The 22864-nt window shown below is 51.7% G+C and carries 18 protein-coding genes; all 18 read right to left on the reverse strand.

Annotation, left to right across the window (positions count from 1 at the left end; translation table 11 throughout):
• Positions 1 to 3: 3 nt before the first annotated feature.
• The 18 genes from FERRO_RS00535 to rfaH all read right to left on the reverse strand — a co-directional run bounded on the left by FERRO_RS00535 (position 4) and on the right by rfaH (position 22829).
• Positions 4 to 1386 carry a glycosyltransferase family 4 protein gene (locus FERRO_RS00535; protein ID WP_056928944.1) on the reverse strand — a complete coding sequence of 461 codons (1383 nt, stop codon included), beginning with the start codon at positions 1384 to 1386 and terminating at the stop codon, positions 4 to 6.
• A gap of 325 nt (positions 1387 to 1711) precedes the next feature.
• Positions 1712 to 2581 (reverse strand): hypothetical protein, encoded by an 870-nt coding sequence (locus FERRO_RS00540; RefSeq protein ID WP_056928945.1) that lies wholly within the window; start codon positions 2579 to 2581, stop codon positions 1712 to 1714.
• An 18-nt stretch (positions 2582 to 2599) separates the two neighbouring features.
• Positions 2600 to 3199, reverse strand: a complete 600-nt coding sequence (locus tag FERRO_RS00545; protein WP_056928946.1) for a histidine phosphatase family protein — start codon at positions 3197 to 3199, stop codon at positions 2600 to 2602.
• A gap of 8 nt (positions 3200 to 3207) precedes the next feature.
• Positions 3208 to 4263, reverse strand: coding sequence for a glycosyltransferase (locus FERRO_RS00550; protein WP_056929740.1), 1056 nt, complete (start codon positions 4261 to 4263; stop codon positions 3208 to 3210).
• Between the two features lie 17 nt (positions 4264 to 4280).
• Positions 4281 to 5249, reverse strand: coding sequence for a glycosyltransferase (locus FERRO_RS00555; RefSeq protein ID WP_056928947.1), 969 nt, complete (start codon positions 5247 to 5249; stop codon positions 4281 to 4283).
• 178 nt (positions 5250 to 5427) lie between these two features.
• Positions 5428 to 6405: an IS5 family transposase gene (locus FERRO_RS00560; protein ID WP_056929741.1), complete on the reverse strand. Its 978-nt coding sequence runs from the start codon at positions 6403 to 6405 to the stop codon at positions 5428 to 5430.
• 182 nt (positions 6406 to 6587) lie between these two features.
• Entirely contained in the window at positions 6588 to 8840 is a 2253-nt protein-coding gene (locus tag FERRO_RS00565) for a glycosyltransferase family 4 protein (RefSeq protein WP_056928948.1), read from the reverse strand.
• 16 nt (positions 8841 to 8856) lie between these two features.
• On the reverse strand, positions 8857 to 11913 hold the full coding sequence (locus FERRO_RS00570; RefSeq protein WP_056928949.1) for a glycosyltransferase: 3057 nt from the start codon (positions 11911 to 11913) through the stop codon (positions 8857 to 8859).
• Positions 11910 to 13127, reverse strand: a complete 1218-nt coding sequence (locus FERRO_RS00575) for a glycosyltransferase (RefSeq protein ID WP_056928950.1) — start codon at positions 13125 to 13127, stop codon at positions 11910 to 11912. Before FERRO_RS00575 ends, FERRO_RS00570 begins: the two co-directional genes overlap by 4 nt.
• Positions 13120 to 14247, reverse strand: a complete 1128-nt coding sequence (gene wecB / locus FERRO_RS00580; RefSeq protein ID WP_056928951.1) for a non-hydrolyzing UDP-N-acetylglucosamine 2-epimerase — start codon at positions 14245 to 14247, stop codon at positions 13120 to 13122. Before wecB ends, FERRO_RS00575 begins: the two co-directional genes overlap by 8 nt.
• Complete coding sequence (locus FERRO_RS00585) at positions 14244 to 15806, reverse strand: hypothetical protein (protein WP_056928952.1); 1563 nt, start codon at positions 15804 to 15806, stop codon at positions 14244 to 14246. Before FERRO_RS00585 ends, wecB begins: the two co-directional genes overlap by 4 nt.
• On the reverse strand, positions 15803 to 17173 hold the full coding sequence (locus FERRO_RS00590) for a phenylacetate--CoA ligase family protein (protein WP_056929742.1): 1371 nt from the start codon (positions 17171 to 17173) through the stop codon (positions 15803 to 15805). Before FERRO_RS00590 ends, FERRO_RS00585 begins: the two co-directional genes overlap by 4 nt.
• Positions 17173 to 17871 carry a hypothetical protein gene (locus tag FERRO_RS00595; protein ID WP_056928953.1) on the reverse strand — a complete coding sequence of 233 codons (699 nt, stop codon included), beginning with the start codon at positions 17869 to 17871 and terminating at the stop codon, positions 17173 to 17175. Before FERRO_RS00595 ends, FERRO_RS00590 begins: the two co-directional genes overlap by 1 nt.
• Positions 17868 to 18608 carry an ABC transporter ATP-binding protein gene (locus FERRO_RS00600; RefSeq protein WP_056928954.1) on the reverse strand — a complete coding sequence of 247 codons (741 nt, stop codon included), beginning with the start codon at positions 18606 to 18608 and terminating at the stop codon, positions 17868 to 17870. Before FERRO_RS00600 ends, FERRO_RS00595 begins: the two co-directional genes overlap by 4 nt.
• A 3-nt stretch (positions 18609 to 18611) precedes the next feature.
• Positions 18612 to 19448, reverse strand: a complete 837-nt coding sequence (locus tag FERRO_RS00605; protein WP_056928955.1) for an ABC transporter permease — start codon at positions 19446 to 19448, stop codon at positions 18612 to 18614.
• On the reverse strand, positions 19435 to 20880 hold the full coding sequence (locus FERRO_RS00610; protein WP_056928956.1) for a mannose-1-phosphate guanylyltransferase/mannose-6-phosphate isomerase: 1446 nt from the start codon (positions 20878 to 20880) through the stop codon (positions 19435 to 19437). Before FERRO_RS00610 ends, FERRO_RS00605 begins: the two co-directional genes overlap by 14 nt.
• A gap of 15 nt (positions 20881 to 20895) precedes the next feature.
• Positions 20896 to 22065 carry a nucleotide sugar dehydrogenase gene (locus FERRO_RS00615; protein WP_056928957.1) on the reverse strand — a complete coding sequence of 390 codons (1170 nt, stop codon included), beginning with the start codon at positions 22063 to 22065 and terminating at the stop codon, positions 20896 to 20898.
• Between the two features lie 266 nt (positions 22066 to 22331).
• Positions 22332 to 22829 (reverse strand): transcription/translation regulatory transformer protein RfaH, encoded by a 498-nt coding sequence (rfaH, locus tag FERRO_RS00620; protein ID WP_056928958.1) that lies wholly within the window; start codon positions 22827 to 22829, stop codon positions 22332 to 22334.
• Positions 22830 to 22864: the final 35 nt, after the last annotated feature.

Genomic DNA, 22864 nt, shown 5'->3' on the forward strand with positions numbered 1-22864 from the left:
GTATCACCCAAGATTGAATTCAAAACATGCGCGGAAAGCCGCCAAGTCTTCTGGCGTCGGCTCCACTCCAGGCACTAGAGCATGCATGCGGGCCAACAGGCTTGCACAGTCGGGCAACACCATACGACGCACCGGCTGCCAACCCTCTTTTATTAGCTGCCGGTGGCGTGCCTCCAAGGCATCTACCGCCACTTGCCCGGAGCGAGCCCACGAGAAATGTCCCGGTTGAACCTTGGCGTGTGCAAGTAAGCGTGCCCGATAAGCGGGCTCAGTATGAAGCTGGAGCATGCGAGCCGCCATGGAGTGGGGATCACAGGGATCGAACAGTGCTTCTTCCATGTCCAGCACCTCTGGAATACTGGTTCTGTTGGATGCGATCACAGGCACGCCACACGACATGGCCTCCAGGGCCGGCAGCCCAAAACCCTCGTGCAGAGACGGGAATACATAGGCAAAACAACCACAGTACAAATGCTTGAGATCCAGATCAGAAATGTAATCGGTCAGAACCACCTCGTCATGCCCCAAGCCACAGCGAGCCATGACCTGTTCCAGAATCTCACGCCGCCCCGGGTCCAGTTGGCTGGCAATCACAAATTGGTGGGCGGCACGAACCTCGCCTGGAAGCAGGGCATAGGCTTCGAACAACCGATCCAGGTTCTTGCGATAATCAAAGCCTCCGGGGGCATACAGCAAAAATCCCGGGCGCAGGCCCAGGCGCTGCATCGTGGCTTCACAGGCTAAAGAATCATCCACAGGTTGCCAAAAGGCAATGTCGGCCGCCGAAGAGATATTCACCACCCGCTCGGGCGCCATCCCCATCCACTCCAACGCCTCATGTCGGGAATATTCGGAAATAGCCAGCAGCAGATCCGCCCGCTTCGCGTTGTCGAGCTTGACCATGTAATAGTCCCGGAATGGGCCGGGCGGCATGTAGGTATCCGCCATCACGAGGGGAATCAGGTCATGCTGGGTCAATGAGACCGGAATATGTAGCCCCAGCAACCCCACCGAAGCAACTGCATCATCCCCCCAACCATCCGCCAGCAACGCAGGAATATGGACAAAATCCGGCTCCAAACAGGCAATTGCATGCTCCCGCAACAAACGCCCGGCCATCTGACGCCACGCGTTCTCCGGCCAAGCCGCTGCACACGGCGAGGGAACCTGGAAGGAGGTTATAAATGCCCCGGGCAAGTGGACCTGTATATCCGTTTTCAGAAGATCTAGCCCATCCTGGAAAGCCTCGCTCACCAGACACATCACCTCATGACCCTGCTCCATCAGACGTTGGCCCATGGCCAGCATCAGCGAACGGGAACCACGGCCAATGCCACGGAAACGGCTGCCTGACTGACAGGCTTGGAAATCCAGAACGACTCGCACGATAAATCCCTGGGAAATTCAGCTCACCGACACTGAAACAAATCCTGCACGCGGCCTCGCGAAAGAATTGCGCCAAATGTGTTCAGCAGGCATTCCCGCATCATATAACGCAAAAGCAAACGCAGAATGATGCAACTACTACTCGCACAAGAGCAGATCGGTGGCGCATTTTCGTATAGCATCGAGTCAAGCCTTGTAAAACTGTAATTAAAAGGATCTTAATGCCCGCCAACACCTGAAAAAATGCAGGAATTGAAACTGCAGAGGCCTTTGAAACTGATTACTTAGCAAGCTGGCAACTGTTTTTTTAAGTTCACGTTTGGCTTTAGGCTTGTATTGGCTTGCCACTATGTGGGTGAGGCCGGCTGGCATAGTAGTCAAAAAAATGCTGCTGGAAAATCTGGCACATATGAGTGACTCTCTGACGAAGTTCAGGCGAGTATCTACCCGTTACATCTGCTAGATCAATATCAGCCCGCATTTGGCAAAAAAGCAACCGTTCGAATTGGTTGTTGCACAAGTTGGTTTCAATAATTTCTTGTGAAAACTCATAGCTTGAAAAACCCAAGTTGCGCTGTGATAACCATGTGCTGTAAAGACGCTCCACCACAAATGGCAAAAAGGGAGCATGGTCAGTGTGTGTAGTGTCTTTAAGGACCCCTACAACTGCGGGGTGATTCGGATGTTCATCAAGAAAGTCCGATATGGGCACCAATACTTTCCCAACATAATCTCTCCAGAACTGAGCACTCCCAACCCAGAAGTTGCTGTACGCGAGAAACTTTGGGCTATGCCTAGGCGTTGAAGCTATGTCAATGTTGATACCTACCGCATTGAGCAGTTGTTGTGCAGCATCCTTAAGCCCCGGATGAGCTATTTCTCCCTGTTCCCACACGTTGTACGACCAGTAGGCTATCTGTGGAAAGGGATTGATATGACAACTTTCAATATCCTCCTGTTGCAAACAGAATTGCTTAAAGTGTTCTAACGAGACACGACACTTGAGCTCAAATTTTGGTGAAAAAATCCCGGTAAGCCCATGAGCGCTGTATAGCTTTCGCTTGTACACATCTACGTAGGCTTGCAACTCCCGCCGTTCTGGGTATTGATTTGCTATACGGAGCGGCATAGCCCCAGCTAACCTGGCCCCTTGTTGCAGAGAGTAAATACACTCAAAAACAATCACTTCAGTCATGGATAAATGCTCTCTGACTCAACGCGTCACCCCCATACACACTAGGCAAAAACGCCTAAGATCGATGCGCCAATGCAGTTTGGTATAGCTGGCGTTGGGCACTGTAAATGAGGGGTACCGCGACTCAAATGGCATACCCATGAGGTACTGCAGCATTACTGAGATTGGCCCCCCATGAGTAACGCACACCAACAAACCCGACTGTTGGGCGCGAGACAGAATGATTGAGTCTACCCAGTCGATCACACGCAGAGACATATCCTTATGGGACTCACCACCCTCGTATCGACGGCTAAGGTCTGAATAGAAATCAGGGTAGGTGCGGTTAAAGTCTTCCTCAAGCCATGAACCATGTTTGCCTGCGCTAGTTTCGGTGATGCGACTGTCAAGCTGAGCATCTCCAAAACGCTCCGCAAAAACAATTTCAGCGGTGCTAAGTGCTCGCTGCCAAGTACTTGAGTATAAAAATTGTGCTTGCGAAATAGTGTTTCGCATATGCATGGCAAGTGCCTGAGACTGTTGCCGACCGAGTTCGGTCAGGTCGTCTGTTTCGTTAGAAATTAACAAGCCATCTTGATTGGCTCGAGACTGACCATGGCGAATAAGAATGACGTCCATTTGATTCTTTAGTGCCCTTGAACAACGCACAAAAATTTGTGGGCTGATTCGGTAAAGCCATGGTTTGCGGTACAGTCTTTATGTGCCGCAAGGCGAATGTTGTGACGAAGGGTACTACTTTGGTACATGGTGACCATGGCGCTGAGCCAGTTCAGGCCTTCATTTTTGACTAACAACCCATTAACGCCGTTTTGTATAACTTGCGAATAAACAGGGGTATCAGAATAAATTGCTGGAATGCCTAGGCTTCCGTAGTCAATGTATTTAATACATGACTTGCAACTATTAAAAAACAATGAGTCAGGGTCTTCTTGACCACCAAGAGGCACGACTGCAAATATATAGCCTTGTTCCTTGATGCATTCTTTATATGCCTTGTTGGGATTAAAACCCCGCTCGCACACGCGAGGAATGCGACCTAATTCATGAAAATGATCGCCCCAAAAATCAAGTTTTACCTCTGGGAAAAGCTCTAAAAACTGGATGACCTGGTTAATAAATGCCCCACGATGAGATATTAACTTTATATCATCAGTATTTGAAAACAAAATCCTAGGTGGAGCGACTTCTTGACAGAGTGATGGATCAATAGGCATTTCTTCATGGTCAAAACCATTTTTTAAAACAACTGCATCGCTCCTCAAATACTTAAGTTTATTTTTCAAAACCAAGTTCGAAACAGTCGTAGCGTCTGAAAGCCTAATCATTTGCACAATGTTAGCGAGTGTATCTTCATCTAGATTGGTAACACTATAACTAGGCAACTCAAGAATCCAATCATCAAGGTCGTAGATGGTTCGCACTCCTACGTCCTTAGCCGCTTTGATGAGATCTATTCCCTTGGCAGAAGTGTGTTTATTAAGGAGGATGGCTTGGTATTCTTTGAGGTCGGTGGAATTTATTTTCGTTTCAAGCATGGCTCGCCACAAAATTAGCCCCTTACGTTGCATGTAATTAAGCAAGGGGACAAAGCGCGCCCCGATAGAGCGCGACTTGAGCGAGGAATGTGACAATGACACACGTTGAACAACCAATAACTTTAGTGGAGGATTACTAACAATCATATAGTCTATGCCATTCATCAGTCAAAAGCATCAACAACCATTGAAGCAAATCGTTCAAAAACGGCATCACCTATGTTATTTGATCTAACGAGTTGCCCTGCCATTTCGGCATTGTTATTTTTATCTAGCAAGGCTTCTTGAATGCCTTTCGCAATGGACATAACGGAGTCGGGATCTACTGCATAAAAATTATTACTTAGCAACTCAAAATTGTCTTGAGACTGAGATAAGACTAATGGCTTATTCAACAAGGCAGCTTCGAGACTAGAGCGCCCAGAAGGGTCGTAACACGGCTCTGCTACCGCTACAGCTCCTGCAAGCAGCGACACTAAAGCTTTGCTAGCGGGTTTGACAAAAGGTAGAAATACAATTCGACCTTGGCTTTCGGCTTTGCATTGTGCCAAATAGTTTGTATTGTTACTGCCCCCCACGATTACACCATTAACGTTGAGACTATTGAGCGCTCTAATAAGATTAAGTTGATTCTTAACAGGCTCTACACGACCGAGCGAAATGACATAGCTACTGAACTCAGTAATGGTTTTGGCTAGGGCAAGGTCGGGACTTCCTAATAATCTCTCTGATAAGCAGATAGGCAAAACGACCGTCTTATTGATTGGACAATCTACATATTGCAAAAAATTATCCCGTTCAGCTTTGGTTTTGAACAATAATTTGTGTGCCAGCTTGACAAACTCAGTAACTCGCAACAATTCTTCTGGGCTTGGTGGAAATCGCCACCAAATATTTGGCCACAACAACACCGGCTTGCATTGTTTGGCAAGAATTTGAAAAATATCCCAACCGTGCCCGTGCACAGAAAAGTGCATGTAGCCATCATAGAAATTAATTGGACGACATTGAGTTCCATATATATCAACTAAATGACCGCTCTCGAAAAGCGTTTCTGAAACTTGGACTATTTCTGACTCGCCACCGCCGCTGATGGCGAATGCCGTACTATATGTTGTCAGTAAAACTTTCATTATTGGCCTAATCTCCAAATGCCCCATATAACAAAATAATTGGGGATACCACATTAGCCCCTAAGGATTATCTGAACAACCCGCCGTTTCAGCGCGGGCTGTCATAAAAAACACGAAAAACAGGCGATTTTCGACTGCTGGCCATGAAATGCAGAGGTTCTCCTCTGCATTTCCCGCTTCACGGGCGCACCTCGCCCATCACAGGCAACAACCGTTTGCGCTCCAGACACAGATTCGTCAAGGCAAACAGCGTCACGATCTGCCCGGTGTTCTTGGCAAGACCGCGATAGCGAACCTTGGCATAGCCGAATTGCCGCTTGACGACCCGGAACGGGTGTTCCACCAGCGCCCGGATGGCCGACAACAAGCGGTTGAACGCCTTCTGCTCCTTGCTCAGCGTGCCACCGGCCGGCTTCTTGGTCGGCGTCAGCACCGTCAGATCGCCTTCCTTCTCGAAGGTGTCGATCGTCCGGTTTTTCTTGTGATACCCCCGATCTCCCAGAACCAGAGTTTCCTCGCCATGCAGGCAGGATTCCATCATCGTGATGTCGGCGACCTTGGCTGTCGTGCATTCAACGGTATGCACCAGGCCGCTTTCGGGATCGACGCCGATGTGCGCCTTCATGCCGAAATGCCATTGGTTGCCCTTCTTGATCTGCGTCATTTTCGGATCGCGCTTCTTGTCTTCATTCTTTGTCGAACTAGGCGCCGCAATCAGCGTGGCATCGACGACCGTACCGCGCTTCATCGACAGGCCTTTCTCCGACAATACGGCATTGACCTCGGCAAAGATCGGGACGGCCAGATCATGCTTCTCCAGCAGGTGCCGAAAGCGAAGAATGGTGCTTTCGTCCGGCATCACGTCTTCGAAGGCATCCAACCCAGCAAAGTGCCGCAACAGCGGAACGTCGTGCAGCGCCTCTTTCATCGCCGGATCCGAATAGCCAAACCATTGCTGCATGAAGTGAATCCGCAGCATCGTGCCCAACGGTATCGGCGGGCGACCGTTTCCCTTCTTCGGGTAGAACGGTTCGATCAGCGCTTCCAGGCGAGACCACGGCACAACCGTTTCCATCTCCGCCAGGAACACCGTTTTCCGGGTTTGCTTGCCCGCCTTGGGCAGGAATCCCGTCTCGGCAAGGCTCAGTTGCTTCATCGATTTCATCTTTTCAGTCGGCACCATGACAATGGCGCCATTTTCTCAAATCACACTGCATGACGGTCACTTATGCAGACTTTCCCTAGGCTCATTGGAGGTGCCTTAAATACGAATTTTCATGAAAGCCATAGGCTCATCGAAAATTCGATTTAGAATTTCCAGGAGCCTCCCCAAATTAATCATAGAGATGCAAAGATGTGGCTCAATCTTTCATTCAGGGCATTTCTCACTTTCGCTCTAGAGTAGTTGGACTGGATTAAATCACGACCACTACGAGCAAGTTGACGGCGCTTTGCATCATCTTCTAGCACTTCACGCATGCGTTCAGCAGCCTGTTCAATGTCCGGATCGCACCAATACTGGCCTTGCCCCAAAACGTAGTCATTATCCTTCAGGGGAATTAGGGGACCATCTACCAAGTAAGCCGTTCTGTCGAGGCAGAAATCCATGTTTCCTGAAAAATTAGTTGCAACCACCGCCTTTTCCAACAGCATTGCCTCAGCTATTACCCTTCCAAATCCTTCGGATCGGTGCAGAGAGACATAACAGTCAAGAGATGCCATAAGATTTATCAACTCTTGCCGATCTAAGCACTCATTCAGGATTGTTATCCGGGGGTCTGCGCTTGCGATACGGACAACTTCTTGCCACTGAGAATGGCCAATATCAATATTCATCGCCTTGACCACTAAGCCAACACTCTCTCCATATTGCTTTTGGGGGAATGCCAATCTGAACGCACGCACTGCCGCTGCGGGATTTTTTCTTGACAGCCACGAAGCTCCATCAAACAGAGTGAAAAAAGTAAAGACATTCTGATTTATGCCAAACCTGGCCCGCAGATTCTCATTTGGCGGTGGAATTTCCACCGCTATCGGCATTCGGTAGACTGGACAGTGTCCTAAGGCCACGAAACATTGCTCTACATAAGTGCTCAAGGCCCATATCTCGTCTACTCCGCTCAGTAACTCAGCATAACGGGCCGGCCAACGTGGAAGTTCCCAAGGCCAAGCACCAATTCTGTATTCACCTGATCTCCAGAATTTTGTTGGTGCTTCTAGGAACAAGCGCAGCATATCGGTCGGCGGCAAACAAAAAATGCTAACAGGGTAAACAGGATGACTAATCAAACGATCTTTCAGATCTGTAACCAGGCTAGACGGCCGCTCCATTGGGGCATTAATTGGTGCAGCAGCAATCCCTATTTCATCCAGACAATAGGTCATCTGGCGAGCATCCTCTCCCAAGCCCATAGCTCCGAGAGGATAACCAACCACATTTACTCCTTGATTAGGAGAAATTTTCCAGCAGCCTGAAGTACAAACCAGATGACTCTGAGCTAATAGCCAGCACTCAGAATGGTTTGAATTGCACCATTCCGCAAATCTACTGCGCCCTTCCTGGTTACCCAATTCAAACGCCTGAACAAGATCAGGGCGTACATCTGCCCATTGCAGCAAACAATCCGGAAAATCCTGATAAATCGTGCAATGGTCTAACCATCCAGCGACGCGCATTGCCTTCACCGCATCTGCCTGTCCAAATGCCATTGGAACAATGCAACGATGTTCCTCATCGAACCACCATTGATAAAAAGATGCCCTGCCCCGATTAGTCGAAAGGTCAAACACTTCTTGCAAGTCAGATATTGTCCCCCACATGCCAACTAGAAATCTAGGCAATGGAAGCAGCGTTTTACTGCCCACCAACTCTCGCATAGCGTCCAACATTGGCGCCGGATCAAGCTGAATGAATTTGTAGGCTTTAGATCCAGCTGAAAACCACCACTCGAGCAGTGCGAAAACCTCCGAATCCGTAGTCGTCGGCCCCAAATGCATAAGACCCTCTAAATCTGCAATTGTCAGCAGCGTTTCAGGTATCGGGAAACCAGCGAATTCACAAATTTTGACTGCACACTTCAGTTGAAAATCAAGCCCAGTTAGCAGTGGGTACCTTTCATTGCCAGAACTATGCCACCAGCGGACGAGGCCGATACGCCCCCGTTCTGTATCAATGTCAAACAAGCCCTGCAAGTCGGGGCGCATCCGGTAGATCACCTTTAAAAAGGCTGGCAGTGACTCATAAACTCTATCCAGCCCAGCCAGACGGCAAATTAGATCCAACGGAACATGACTTTTTCGCAACAAAAACCACTGGCTTAGGATTGAGTCAGGAATCAGTTCTGGGTTAAACGCAACTTCTCTGAGGAAGACAAAATCGTCATAGGAAGGAAACCATGACATGCCAGTGTAAATACGGCTGCCATAGGCTTCCCACCAGAGATATGCAGCAAAACGACCCTCAACAAGACCCACGTCGATTTCGTTAAGTTCTGGCCGAGTTTTCATGAGGTAGGACATTCCCTCGGGGCATTGAAAAATGTCCTTACCACTAGATACACCAAGGCTAGAAAGCCACTGCAATGTGTCCATTAAGAGCACCAACAAATCAAATTATTGAGTAAACCGATTCAATCTCGAGCAATTGTTTTTCCATCAATTTGCCTATGTTTTCGGGAGAAAGCAGGTGCGAAACACGGCTCTTTTCATTCATTGCTACTTCTGTAGCCCAAGTCCTGTCGCTAGCGACCTTCTGCATAAGCTGAGCAGCATGAATTACATCAGGCTCTGCCCAGCACTGGCCTTTTTTGTACGGCCCATAGGTTTCCGACAATTTAGTAAGTGCGTAGTTGACTGCGAAGGGATAGGCATCACCCACGAAATCAACATTTCCAGACCAGGCGGTTGTCAGCACAGGCTTACCAAGTACCATAGCTTCAGCAATTGCCAGACCAAAGCCTTCGGAGCGATGCAAGGAAACAAAACAGTCAACCGAGTTCATTAGCGAGTCCATCTCAATCCGATCTAGCGTATTCGTCATCAACCGGATATTTTTCCTGCCCCCGATCTTTGCCTGCATATACTGGATTTCGTCCGGATTGGCGCTGTTAATCTTCACCAGCAATAAGACCGAGTGATCGTCCGCTTCGAAGGCCTGTAGAAAAGCCTCGATGGCACCCTCTGGATTTTTGCGTTGCCGAACGCTGTTCACATCGTAAGCAGTCAGAAAGACACAGCATGAATCCGGTAGATTGAAGTATTTCCGGTTTAAATACGCGATAGGATTCTTGGTGACTGGATGTGGGAACACACTCACGGGCTTGTTGGTCCGATTCCGGATAGCTCCTGCAACAAACTCGGAGGGAACCCAAATCTCGTCCACTAAGTCAATCGAACCACACCACTCCAGAGGGAACTCAGGTAGCTCCCAAGCCCAAAATGCGATGTTATAGCTTCTTGAAATATCAACATTCGGCACCTTGCTCATCACCTGGCCAAGCCAATCAGCATTGATATGCCAAACATTGATCGGATATTCCGCCTTGTCTGTAACGAGGTGACTAAAACTTGAATCCCCCATCCGAGCCGGGTTGCCTTCTTCATAATTGATGATCTGACAGCAAACAGAGGTGGTTTCAAGAGCGCGCACCACTCCTCGAGCTCCCTCACCCACACCCATTTCAGCCTTGATATAACCAATCAGGTTGATCCCTCTGTTTTCATCCTTGTGAACGTGCATCGCCTTCCGCTTGCGGGGCGGCCTCAGCGCACAATCCGTCCGGTGCAAGGAGAGATTCTTGTTATAGAAGGGATCGCCTGCCAGATACCAGTCAGACCAGCGATCCCACATTCGCCGCTCGTCCTCCACATATTCGACATGTTTGCGGGAAACGCTTTCGTGATGAATGAGCTTGCAGTCTGGAGACCACAAGATGTGATGGCCTGCTTTCCGAATCTTAAGGCACACATCCACATCATTGCCAACCACCGGCAATGCCTCGTCGAAACCACCTAGCTCCTGCAAGACCTTGCGCTTTATCAGTAGACAGGCACCCGTTGTTGCCGTGACCTCACGCACAACTTTCTGGTAATCTAAGTGCAACCGCCCCTCTGGATTAAGGAACTGTAACCAGTGCCTAGCTCCGCCTCCATGATCCACAAGAAAGACCCCTGCATGCTGAATGTCCCCATGGGGATAGATAAGCATAGCGCCAGCCGCAGCGACATCATTCTGAGAAACCTGACTAACCAACTCGGTTAGCCACGATGAATCAAACGCTTCTATGTCGTCATTCAGAAAGAGCAATAGCTCGCCATCCGAAAGTGCTACTCCATCATTATTTAATTTTGACCAATTGAATGGTTCGAAACGCTCAATGACGCGAATCCCTTTGGATTCGATGTAGGAAATACCATCGCGGTTTTCTCCACGCCCATTATCAATAAATATCAACTCGAAGTTATCGTAATCAGTGCAATTGAGGAGACTATCTACACAGGGTTTAACATACTTCATCTTCCCGGTTGTCGGAACGATAATCGAGACTTTGGGGCGGACCACTAGATGCCTCACCACCCGGCGGTTACCATCGCCAAGGTCGATGACGTCAGCACTGACACCAAGTCGAATGAGATGTGCTTGGACGCACTCGATGAAGCCCAGTTGTCCATCGACTACCGCTCGGGTACCTTGGGGTTTGGAAAGCAGCACCTGCTGCAGTGAAGCAATTGATGCACCGACTTCATGCATCTTCAATAGCAACTCATAACGCCAGCAATCGACGCTGCTCAATGCTCCGCATTTCCCGATAGCCTTAAGCAGTGCAGTGACATGTGCACAGTAAGCCCCAGCCACATAATCCTTGGCCAAATAGAGGCGGTATGACCAAGCAGGCTTGAATAGAGGGTCAAGGTGTAACCCGTCATCCCGGTAATGATCATGGTCAAATACAAGCCCATCAGCCCCTTCCATCTGGTTACTGACAGCCAGTTGCTGACCAAACATCCGGTCAATCAACTCTCCTCCCCTAAGCAAAGTGACCCAACGACCAGCATCTAGTTGTCGGAGAGCAGCCACCACAGAGTCAGCCAGCATCGGAACAACTTTACCCTGCAGGAAAAGGAGTTCTCGGATAGCTTCGACTCCCCCATGACGTCCAAAGATCACGACATCCTGCCGGGAATAGCCTGCTGCCTCCAAGGCAGCCATGGTCCGAGCTAGGGAAGATTCATCAGTGAATTCGATGCAGAATTGCATGTCACAAGGCGAAAGGCCTGCTAGGTCACCGTATTCGGCCTCTTTCTCCGAGACGTAATACTTGTGGTAGTCGAGATCGCCAGGACCCACACGGAATTTTCTGACCTCGTAAGCCTCATTCCCTTGTTCATCCTTAAAACTAAACTCTAGTAAGTGCTCAGCGCTCTGTAGATTGTTAACACTTAATTCGACTTTGAAGCCTGAGTTTTGACTACCTACATACTGAGGGAATGCAGCCCCCACATCCTCGCGCCTAGTGTCGGCCAACCTTTCGGCCACAATCTCACCATCAATTGCTATTCGTACAGTAACAGGGCCTCGTTCAGAAATCGCCCATCCGCCCACAGCGAAAGCCTGCTTGAACTCCTCTAACCCAGTTCCAGGGGAGTCAATATGGTACTTGATCATGCTATTTGTCCTTCTAGATCGAATATTTCAACAGCGGCCAGCATGCGTAGGCTGCGTGCATTCCAAGTATTAAAACCGACCAATCCAGCCACTTTATTTCTCGAAGTCGCCCTATCCAACTGAGTTTGAATAGCCTCAACAAATGCTGCTGGTATAGCACCGCAGGCCAGTCCCTGCGCTTCCCCATACTCTCGAGCAAAATCAAGGGGAGTGCTCACCACAAGCAAACCTGCAGCTAAATATTCGTAATACTTCATCGGAAACATCCCTCTCGTATAATCATTGATCAGTGAGGGGAGCAAACCCACCTGCATTCCACGCAGGTAATCGGGTAATAAGGCGTAAGGCTTGTAGCCTAGGAAATGTACATTTGGCAGCGTTTTCAGCTCCGCCACAAGAGGGCTTTTCTGGCCTTCGCGTTCTTCACCGATCAGAACCCAACTCCAGCCAGGTCGAAGGCGTGCAGCATCGAGCAGTAGCTGAAAATCAATCTTGAAGTCCGACAAAACGCCGTGATAAATGAGGCGTGGTTCCGGGATCGCAGCAAGATCAGCCGGGATAGGGCCGAACTCAAGGGCACGACCAAAGTGTTCCGCATCCACTACGTTCGGCATGTAATGAGTATTGGAATTGTACTGACGACAATGTTCAGCAAGGGCTGGCGCAGTCGCAAACACCACTTGGGCGCGACGCAAAAGGGCTATTTCGGCCGGGCGGAAACTGGCTCCATCTACCCCAGGAACAGCGGCCAAATCATCAACGCAATGGTATAGAAGGGGACCGCAATCCATCCCGTCGATGACATCCAACATGAAAGGATGATATGCCCAGATCAGCGGCTTGCGGAAACCGTGCTGCCAGGTAGCCCGAGCAATGGCAGCCTTGAGCAGGAGGCGATTGAGGGCCCTTGCCCAAGGACGACGATGGCCGGCTGGAATCAACAGGGGAGACAGGACATATATTCTTGGAGCACGCTCCCGGGCGCCCAGGATTAGAGACTCCAACCCCTTGTACAGGCGGTTCCAAAGACGTCCCCAATCTTTGGCGCTACCTGCCTTAGGGCTGCGAAGACCCACGCTCTCCACATACAATACTTGAGTACCGAGGGCCGCAATTGATTGGGCGCAGTGCTGCTTGTTGGTCCAGTAGGGCTCGTCCCAGTCAGCGGTTGCAAACAAGATACAGCTCTGGGGAACCTTTACGGCTTCAGCCATGGAAATCCTCGCAGGGCTCATTCAAAAGGGCCGCGCGGATGCGTGCAGAGGCTCGACCATCTCCATAGGGGTTTACTTTGGCGCGCAAACCGTCTCTCCGTAGCTCATCGCCCAGCCAGGCATCCACGGCCTCCTCAATGATCTGCGTGTCCTGACCAGCCAACGTGGCAAAACCGGCATGAACACCCTCCATGCGCTCTGTGTGCTGGCGCATCACCACTACCGGCGTACCGAAGGTCGGAGCCTCTTCCTGGATACCCCCAGAATCACTGAGTACCAGCTGGGCATGGCGGATGAGGTAGAGGCTGGTGTGGTAGTCCACCGGATCGGTTAGGAACAGGTTGGGGCGCCCCCCTAGCAGACGATGTACTGGCTCTCGTACGGCCGGATTGAGGTGCACGGGGAAGATCCATTGCAGCTCGGAATAACGCTCACTGAGACGGGCCAGCATGGTGCAGAAAGCTTCCATCACGGTGCCGAAGTTCTCACGCCGGTGACAGGTGACCAGTACTGCTGGCCCGGCCTTAAGCCGAGCCCTGATTTCAGTTGGGACTGAGGATGGAATACCAGCGGGCCAAGCAGCCTGCGCCTGCTGGATTGCATCAACTACAGTATTGCCGGTTACACGTATCCGTGACTCCTCCACCCCTTCTGTACGCAGCGCCTGGGCCGCGAGGCGGGTAGGTGCAAAGTGGAGGCTGGCGATGCGCGCCAACAAAGTGCGATTGGCTTCTTCCGGGAAAGGGCTGTTCAAGTCTCCGGTACGCAACCCCGCCTCTACATGCCCAACCCGGATCTGACGCTGGAAAGCAGCTAGACCCGCACAGAAGGCCGTGGTCGTATCGCCTTGAACCAGCACCCAATCGGGTCGCTCCTGCTCGAGCACAGCATCAATGCCCTCCAGTAGCCGAGCCGCCAGAATGTTGAGGGAACGCCCCGGGCTCATGGTGTCGAGCATATGGTCTGGGTGCAGACCAAAGGCATCCAAGGCCTGTTGGAGCATTTCTCGGTGCTGACCGCTGGCGCAGACTTTCACCTCCACCCGCTGCTGCAGGGCTGCGATGACCGGGGCCAGCTTGATGACTTCGGGGCGGGTGCCCAACGCAACCAGAACTTTCATCCCAACCTCTTTCCGGTCAGTAGGGGTTCGCAGCGCCCTTTGTATTCCACACCAAAGACCAAACCACGCGAGGCCTCGCCTAGATGGCACAGATAACCCGTATCATCCGTGGCCATTTGAATGGCGGCACGCTCCCGCAAATAATCGAGCGCCTGAATCTCGTCCAGGAACAAGGGCTTATTGGCCCGGGCACGGATATGGCCAATCAAGCCGCGGTGCGCCTCAATCCGCTGGGCTTCGTCAATCCAGCCGTACTGGTAGCGGGGGGAGAATGGATGGTCCAGATAACCGAAGAGAGTTTGGGTTTCGTAGGCCCGGTCGTAAGCAGCCTTGAAGAAGAGAAGCGGGTCTCCCTCGATTAGCATGCAATCGCCGTGCAGCATGGTCTGCTGGCTGTGACCGATAAAGCCCCTAGGCATATTTGCCAGTTCGCCACCGCGAGCCATAAGAAACTCTGGGTCATTTCGGATGATGCCGCCAATACAACCGCAGTAGCCGGCATCGCACAGCCCGGCCAGCGCATAAGGAGGGGACTGATGAAAAGGCGATACGGCATAGCGAACCGATACGCCGGTGGCACTTCGGATCAACTCGAGCGAATCACTCCCTTCCTTTAGTGCCGCCTCATAACTACCGCCCCAGTTGGGTGCATGCGTTGCCGTATGTGAGAGCAATGCGCCACCATTGGCGCAGAACTCTCGCAAAAAGGCGCTGTGCGTGTCGTCCTTCAGATTTGAAGTGTGGATAGCCAGCGACAAGGGAACGCCCCATTCGCTATAGGCTTCCCACAACGCTCGCGCCGAGGTGATATCTTCGTCACAATCCAGCCGCGTAGTAATCGCTGAATCGTAGCCCCAGGGAATCTCGCTGACAACAGGACAGCAAGGCAAGTTTTCGCTACGCCAGTTACTAAGGAAACGTTCTACCAGTCGCCACTCAAAAGAATCGATTGGGCCAACCGGACGGTTGTACCAGAGTACCGAGGAATTACCGACATCGAACTGTGCGCTGTAAGTCAGTAAAGCCGCGCCGTTCACATGTAGGTCGGCCAGCACAGAAGCATCTGGCAAGTGAATAGGCTCGGCCAACGCCCAAGCGCTCCCATCGGCACGAATCGCGCCATAGCCCAAGTTGTTCCACTCGTCGGTGAAATCGTATCGTTCGAGCGGTCTAGTCCATCCTGCCGCGCCAAGGCCTGCAGCAGCGTCACGGTAGCGAATCTCTCCATCACTCTGGGCCCATCCGCCAGCAGGTGCCGACGGACTGCGCGACCAACTGGAAGCATCGGTTGGCCAGGATACAGATGTTGCGCCACATGCCTGATGCAGGGCCACGGGCAGTCTGCCAAACAGAATCAGCTTGCGCGGCTTGGCATACAACCAATCGATAAGCGCATTACCCAGACGATCGTCGGCATTGACACAGACAACGATCGACGCATTGTCGAGCGAAGCATACGATGCTCGAATTGTCAAACCATAGCTGACCGAGCGTCTCAACGCTGCCAGTACAAGCGCCGCAGTTGGGGCGTCAGGGGCATTCGCAATTAGATGAATCATGCCGTCACCACGTGACGAAACTTCGAACGAACCCCAACCTTCACCAGGTCGGCCAAAGTCACGAACTCGATCGTGAACGCATTGGGCCAATGATGCTCGATTCGGCGGTGTATCTCTGCCACATCGGCCGACGGTTCTTGAACAATGCGCAGGATCGGCCTCAACGAGCGAAGATCTATCTGGAATTCCTGTATTCCACCGACCCGATGATCGAGGATGTCCATGATGTGGTGGGTCAGGTGCGCCACACCATTGATGGGCACCACGTCATGAATTCGACCGATTACATCGGAGAGCACGAATCCGTTTGCGCCCTTGGTGACACGGGCTCGGTCACCGGTGGCATAGCGTATGAGCGGCATCAGTTGGTTACGAAAGCCGGTGAACACGAGCTCGTGGCCGTCGTCGATCATTCTGTGCTCTGGCCATCCTTCTGATTCGAAAACCTGTAGCCCCCCCTGTGGGCCATTGAGCTCGTAGGCCATGACGCCAAACTCGGCGAGTCCATAGCGATCCACCACCCTGCATCGCAAAACCTGCTCGATTTTTTCACGCATGTATGGCTGAAGCAGTTCTCCGCTAGATTCGAACACTTCGAATGCTTTACCACCGCCATACTTGCGTTCCACATGGCAGGCCAGCGCATAAATGGTGGAGGGGTGTTCGTGCAACAGGTAGGGCTGACGGCGCTTGATCGTGCGCCAGATCTCTTCGAGCCCCGCTTCGTCGACGCGGTCGAAGAAGACATTGCTCCGGTTCATGGCGAAGCATTTGAAGTCTTCTCGGCTAGGCCACTGCGCAACGGCGGCATCGGGGAACCGACAGGCGCAGTGCAGTTCTGTTTTGAATTTCTTCTTTCCGATTCGCTCACGGGCATACAAGGTAACCGCCGCAGAGTAGTCGGCCGCCGGCTGTTCGTAGTAAATGACCGTCGACACCCCAGTCGACCCGCCTGTCTTGCATGCGTGATATCGGACCTGAGTCAGGGGTTGCGAGAGCATGCGCTCGCCTTGCTCGCGGATGATGTCCTTCGTTAGGTATGGCAGGTCGTTCAGGTAAGCAGGATCGCGCCGCACCTTTTCAGGATCGAAGTTTAGGCTGGCAAACAGATCTCGGTAATACGGAACCTTCTGACCGGCATGGTGGAGTATGTCGGCTAGACGACCCTTGGCCACCGCCATTCGCTGTTCGAGCGGCAGACGATAGTGTTGGCGGATTAGCGCGAGCCTGGGCCGCACACTGCGCTTTTCGAGATGCTCGGCCAATGGATAGGCCATATAGGCACTGACGAGCCCCTTTACGATGCGTAGAGGCTGCCGGGCAAAGGCGTGCTCTGCGACCTCGAGCAGCGGATGATCTGCACGAATCATTTGCCACTCCTGGGGCCATCATCTAGGGTACCCCCTTTGATGGATACCCCTCCGACCGGCGGCTGTCGCGCATCTGTGACCAGCGGGAAGGAAAAATCGCGATGCAAAAAGACGCTGGATGTCGATGTAAAGGCATTCACTGGAGAAAATCCACTGAAACGTACCTCGATCAGACCAGCACCTCGAAGCAACTCCGCCGTGTTCGGGTACCACTCAGCGTTATCCAGAATAATCATTCCACCAGGAATCATTTTTTTAAGTGCGGCTTCGGCCGAGCGGTAGCGCTCAGCACCATCGACCACAATCACATCGAATTGACCATCAGCTTCAACAATCTTTTGAGCGTAAGAGATTCCATCCGACTGGTGATTGAGCACCACATTGTCTGGAACAATTTTGACAAGGCTATCAAACCATCGCCGATCGAGTTCGACGCTTTCTACGTGCTTGGCACGGCTGGCCCAGAAAAGTGTAGATGAACCCGCACCAAACTCAAATATACGCTTCTGACTAAAATCAAAGCCTTTAAGGTATTCAATCAATGGATAAGTCAGCCAAGGTTGATACTCGCCACGACCGTTCACTGGAAATCCATCGCGTCGATTTACATGACCATGCTCTCTATGCATGATCAAGAGAATACGAGCCGCTGATATCAATCGCCTGGGAAGAATTTTCCGTAAAATATTCTTCATTCGACAGCGACTTCCTCTCGCACAACCTTCTCGTCACTCATGATTTTGCCGTGTTCAAGATGGATTCTTCTGGTGCATACGCGCTCAATGAGCTTAGGATCGTGAGAGGCAATAACTAGAATTCCCGCTTTACTGACAAGCTTCTCCAGTCGCTCGGCAGCCTTTGCACTGAACTGGGCGTCACCAACGCTCAACCATTCATCCATAATCAAAATATCGGCCTCCACACTTGTGGATATGGCAAAGGCCAATCGCAACATCATGCCACTAGAATAAGTTCGAACAGGCAGATTAAGATACTCGTCCAATTCAGTGAAGTCAGCGATGTCATCGATCTTGTCGCGAATTACAGAGGGCTTAAGACCATCCATGATTCCGCGTAAATAGATATTCTCAAAACCAGTAGCGTCAGGATCAAGGCCCATTGAAACATCAAGTAAAGAGGCAATCTTTCCACGCACATCAAGCGAACCATGAACTGGTGCGTATACTCCTGAAAGTACGCGTAACAGCGTAGTTTTCCCTGAACCATTGTGCCCAGTTAGGCCGACGCGTTCGCCATGCTCAAAGGTGAAAGTGATCTGGTCAAGCGCCCGCACCACCGGATGCTTTCCTGCATCGCTGCCGATCTTGCCTCCAGTGGTCAAGTTGAGCACCTTCTTCTTCAATGAGCGATGGGAGTTCTCGTAGATAGGGAACTCGACTGTCACGCTCCGTGAATCAATGAATGCATTCATGACTTACACCCAATAGGGAACACGGTTGCGCGCGCGCTGCATAAGGTATTGAGCGAGAGCAAAACCGACTAACAGCAGGCCGATACTCCATAGCCAGGAGGCAAGTTCTAGGTGTGAATTGATCATTGGAGCACGCACTATTTCGATCATGTGATATAGCGGATTTAGTTCAGCCAACCACGCTTTATCTTTGAGTAAACTCACTTGCCACATGACGGGCGTAAAGAAAAAAGCCACTTGAATCAAGTTGCCAACTATCGGGTAAACATCACGATAGCGCGCGCAAAGAATGCCAAGCACAATGCCGATCCACGCTCCGTGCAATAGCAGCAAGAATAGACCGGGAATGACCAAAAATAATTCGATCCCAGGACGGTGGCCGAAAGCAAGCAAAAATAAAAATACAACGGGCAAGCTATGCATCAGCACGACGAAATTGCGCCACACTACACGCGCCACGTGAATCGTGAGCGGCATCCGTATCTGTTTGATAAGATAGGCGGAACCAATAAAGGTGTTTGCACCTTCATTGACAACGGTGCTGATGTATTGCCAAACCACCAGTCCTACGCCAAGGTAGGGAAGGTAGTGGTGGATTTCTTGTCCAAGCAGCGTTGAATAGAGAATACCCAAGACACCCACCATAATAAGGGTGCTCAGCGTAAACCAAAAAGGTCCGATGACCGATCTACGATAGCGCTGACGTATATCGTGCCAGCCAAGGGCAAGCCAGACATGTGTTGCTTTCAGCCCAACCGTGATGTCTGATTTCCCAGAATGGTTATGCCAAGATTCATTTTGATCCTCAACATTTGAGCGCAAAATATCAGACGCGGCCATAGTTATCCTGAAAGCGAACGATGTCATCCTCACCAAGATATTCACCGCTTTGCACTTCGATCATTACCAGATCAAGTACACCAGGATTTTCGAGTCGATGCTTGTGGCCTGCCGGGATGTATGTGGACTCATTAGTGCTCACCATGATTTCACGTTCGCCATTGACCACTTTGGCCATGCCGCTCACCACAATCCAGTGCTCGCTTCGGTGGTGGTGCATTTGTAAGCTAAGGCTGGCACCGGGCTTGACCTCAATGCGCTTGATCTTGAAATGACGCCCCTCTTCCAGCACGGTATAAGTGCCCCAGGGCCGGGCTACAGTGCGGTGCAATTTGTAGGCCTCGTTCCCTTTGGATTTCAGCTGGGCCACCACCGTTTTCACGTCTTGTGATTTGTCTGCATGGGCAACCAACAAGGCATCGGGCGTGTCAATGATCATGAGGTTGTCCACCCCAATGGTAGCGACCAACCGCTCTTCGCTCTGTACGAAGGTGTTGCGGCTATCGACAAAGATGACCTCTCCCAGCGCACGGTTTTGGTTGTCATCCGGGGGCACCAGATCTTTAACTGCGGCCCATGAACCGATGTCACTCCAGCCGAAATCAGATGGAACAACAGCCACTTTGCTGGACCGCTCCATGACGGCATAGTCAATCGATATATCCGGCACCTGAGCGAACATATGGGACGGGATATCGATCATTTGGCCAGCGCCATTGGGCTGGGTAGTAACGGCCTGCCAACAAGCCTCGATAGCGGAAGCCACGTCAGGAGCATGCTGGGTCATTTCTTCCAGTAGGCGGCCAGCCCGGAAGCAGAACATGCCGGAATTCCAGTAAAAATTGCCGCTTGCCAAGTAGGCTTGCGCCTTTTCGAGGGAGGGCTTCTCAACAAAACGCATGGCCTTTCGGCCTTGTTGCATGGTTTCACCAGCTTCGATATAGCCAAACCCCGTTTCTGGGCCACTAGGCACGATGCCAAAAGTAACCAAATGGCCATGTTGGGCCAAAGCTGCGGCATCGGCTACAGCAGCATTGAATGCGACCTGGTCTTGAATGAGATGGTCTGCCGCCAACACCAGCATCAATGCGTCTGGGCCATAGTTATTCGCTATGTATTGAGCGGCCAGTGCCACTGCGGGAGCAGTGTTACGGCCAACAGGTTCGAGAAAAAACACGCCCGGGTGGCGCTCCCCTAGCTGGGCTGCAGCCAGCTCATCTTTGCTCATGAAAAAGTAGTCACGGTTAGTGACAGTAATCAACTCACCTTTCTCGCTACCCAAAGCGTCTACCGCTGAGGCTGCGCGTTGATAGGTTTTGAGCAATAAGCTCTTGCCATCAGCGAGTTTCATGAAGGGCTTAGGATGACTTTCACGGGAAACAGGCCAGAGCCGAGTGCCCGCACCACCAGAAAGAATTACAGGAATTAACATGAGTTATCTATTGAACTATTCATCGAAACCAAAAAGATCTCGAGTAAAGACTTTATCTACTACGTCACTCAATTCAGAAGAAGCCCGATTGGCAACAATCAGATCTGCCTCATTCTTGAACTGAAATAAATTATTCTGCACCCGAGAGCCGAAAAACCAAGATTCATTAAGTACAGGCTCATACACAATGACTTCAACACCTTTAGCCTTGAGACGTTTCATGACCCCTTGAATACTGGAGGAGCGGAAGTTGTCAGAGCCGGCTTTCATGACCAATCGATAAATACCAACCACTTTCGGTTTTTGACGCAGAATCTCGTCCGCAATGAAGTCTTTGCGAGTGGTATTGGCCTCCACAATGGCGTTGATGAGGTTTTGAGGCACATCGCGGTAGTTGGCGAGAAGCTGCTTGGTGTCCTTCGGTAGGCAGTAGCCGCCATAGCCGAAGCTTGGGTTGTTGTAGTGGGCACCGATGCGGGGGTCGAGGCAGACGCCGTCGATGATCTGGCGCGTATCCAAGCCGTGGGTGGCGGCGTAGGTGTCGAGCTCATTGAAGTAAGCCACCCGCATGGCCAGGTAGGTGTTGGCGAAGAGTTTGATGGCCTCGGCTTCCGTGCTCTCGGTAAACAGTACAGGGATGTCCTGTTTGACCGCGCCTTCCTGCAGTAACTGGACGAAGGTTTCGGCGCGCACCGAGCGCTCGCCGACGATGATGCGCGAGGGGTGGAGGTTGTCGTACAGGGCGCGGCCTTCGCGCAGAAATTCGGGCGAGAAGATCAGGTTGTCGCAACCGAGCTCGGCCTTGAGCTTGGCGGTGTAGCCCACCGGCACTGTGGACTTGATGACCATCACCGCCTGCGGGTTGATGGCCAGCACGTCGCGCACCACGGCCTCGACGGACTTCGTGTTGAAGGTGTTGGTCTCGGGGTCGTAGTCGGTAGGCGTAGCGATGATGACGAACTCGGCGCCTTCATAGGCCTCGCGTTTATCCAGCGTGGCACGCAGATTCAGCTGCTTGTGCTGGAGGTAGTCCACGATCTCGGCATCCACGATGGGAGAGTGCTTGCGATTGAGCATCGCCACCTTCTCGGGGACGATGTCGAGCGCAACCACTTCGTGGTGCTGAGCCAGCAAAACGGCGTTGGACAAGCCAACGTAGCCGGTGCCTGCGATGGCGATTTTCATGAGGGGAGATGCTCCCGGAGAATGCACACGCGCAGCATGACCTCGATTTCCGTTCGAAAACCGGTCATTCGATTTAATTGGGAAATGGTGATCAATGCGCTTTTAGCACGCTACCGCCATGCCGTTTCACGATCAGCAAGCGCGGTTAGCGGGGCTTAACAGGGGAATTCCGAGCCTTGTAAGAGCAGCATAGTGCTGCAAAAGGCCTAACGGATGGTGACATTATGCCACACCGTCATGACTTTGAGAAATGTTTCGACCGAGCTTCAGCCAATCTTGCGAAGGTTGGCAGGTGCAACCCGCACCCGTACTTGCTTGGAGAGCAGTTCGATCAACACCATGACGCGGCGCTCCCCGTCGGCCATTTGGTAAATGCCTTCGATGCCGGCGAACGGTGCTTCTGTGAGACGTACACGCTCACCGGGCTTGAACAGGCGCGCAGGCTCAGCCTGAACAGATGCCTCTTGCGCACGCAGGGCCTCGACCAGCGAGTCGGCCACCTTGGCCGGCTCCACCCCAAAGCTGACCAGTCGGCTAACGCCTTTGGTCGAACGGATGGGCGCCCAACTCGGCGCCGAGTCGCCCTGGCCCAGGCGGATGAACAGGTAGCGCGGGAACAGGGGTTCATCAGCAACCGTCAGCACGCCTTGGCGGAGCTTTTCGGCTGGGAGGGTGGGTAAATAGCACTGAAACCCTTGGCGCCGGAGGTTATCCAGGGCGCACTTTTCCTGCCTGGGCTTGGTATGGACGAGATACCAGTGCATGACCACCTCCGAAGGTTATTTTTATTGTCAACATT

This window comes from Ferrovum sp. JA12 (assembly GCF_001431705.1).
In the GTDB taxonomy this organism is placed as follows: Bacteria; Pseudomonadota; Gammaproteobacteria; order Burkholderiales; family Ferrovaceae; genus PN-J185.

What these genes read in the sequence shown, in the direction of transcription:
- FERRO_RS00540 (WP_056928945.1), bottom strand. Translation starts at nt 2,581, where the DNA reads ATGACTGAAGTGATTGTTTTTGAGTGTATTTACTCTCTGCAACAAGGG.
- FERRO_RS00545 (WP_056928946.1), bottom strand. Translation starts at nt 3,199, where the DNA reads ATGGACGTCATTCTTATTCGCCATGGTCAGTCTCGAGCCAATCAAGAT.
- FERRO_RS00550 (WP_056929740.1), bottom strand. Translation starts at nt 4,263, where the DNA reads ATGATTGTTAGTAATCCTCCACTAAAGTTATTGGTTGTTCAACGTGTG.
- FERRO_RS00555 (WP_056928947.1), bottom strand. Translation starts at nt 5,249, where the DNA reads ATGAAAGTTTTACTGACAACATATAGTACGGCATTCGCCATCAGCGGC.
- FERRO_RS00560 (WP_056929741.1), bottom strand. Translation starts at nt 6,405, where the DNA reads ATGAAGCAACTGAGCCTTGCCGAGACGGGATTCCTGCCCAAGGCGGGC.
- FERRO_RS00565 (WP_056928948.1), bottom strand. Translation starts at nt 8,840, where the DNA reads ATGGACACATTGCAGTGGCTTTCTAGCCTTGGTGTATCTAGTGGTAAG.
- FERRO_RS00570 (WP_056928949.1), bottom strand. Translation starts at nt 11,913, where the DNA reads ATGATCAAGTACCATATTGACTCCCCTGGAACTGGGTTAGAGGAGTTC.
- FERRO_RS00575 (WP_056928950.1), bottom strand. Translation starts at nt 13,127, where the DNA reads ATGGCTGAAGCCGTAAAGGTTCCCCAGAGCTGTATCTTGTTTGCAACC.
- wecB (WP_056928951.1), bottom strand. Translation starts at nt 14,247, where the DNA reads ATGAAAGTTCTGGTTGCGTTGGGCACCCGCCCCGAAGTCATCAAGCTG.
- FERRO_RS00585 (WP_056928952.1), bottom strand. Translation starts at nt 15,806, where the DNA reads ATGATTCATCTAATTGCGAATGCCCCTGACGCCCCAACTGCGGCGCTT.
- FERRO_RS00595 (WP_056928953.1), bottom strand. Translation starts at nt 17,871, where the DNA reads ATGAAGAATATTTTACGGAAAATTCTTCCCAGGCGATTGATATCAGCG.
- FERRO_RS00600 (WP_056928954.1), bottom strand. Translation starts at nt 18,608, where the DNA reads ATGAATGCATTCATTGATTCACGGAGCGTGACAGTCGAGTTCCCTATC.
- FERRO_RS00605 (WP_056928955.1), bottom strand. Translation starts at nt 19,448, where the DNA reads ATGGCCGCGTCTGATATTTTGCGCTCAAATGTTGAGGATCAAAATGAA.
- FERRO_RS00610 (WP_056928956.1), bottom strand. Translation starts at nt 20,880, where the DNA reads ATGTTAATTCCTGTAATTCTTTCTGGTGGTGCGGGCACTCGGCTCTGG.
- FERRO_RS00615 (WP_056928957.1), bottom strand. Translation starts at nt 22,065, where the DNA reads ATGAAAATCGCCATCGCAGGCACCGGCTACGTTGGCTTGTCCAACGCC.
- rfaH (WP_056928958.1), bottom strand. Translation starts at nt 22,829, where the DNA reads ATGCACTGGTATCTCGTCCATACCAAGCCCAGGCAGGAAAAGTGCGCC.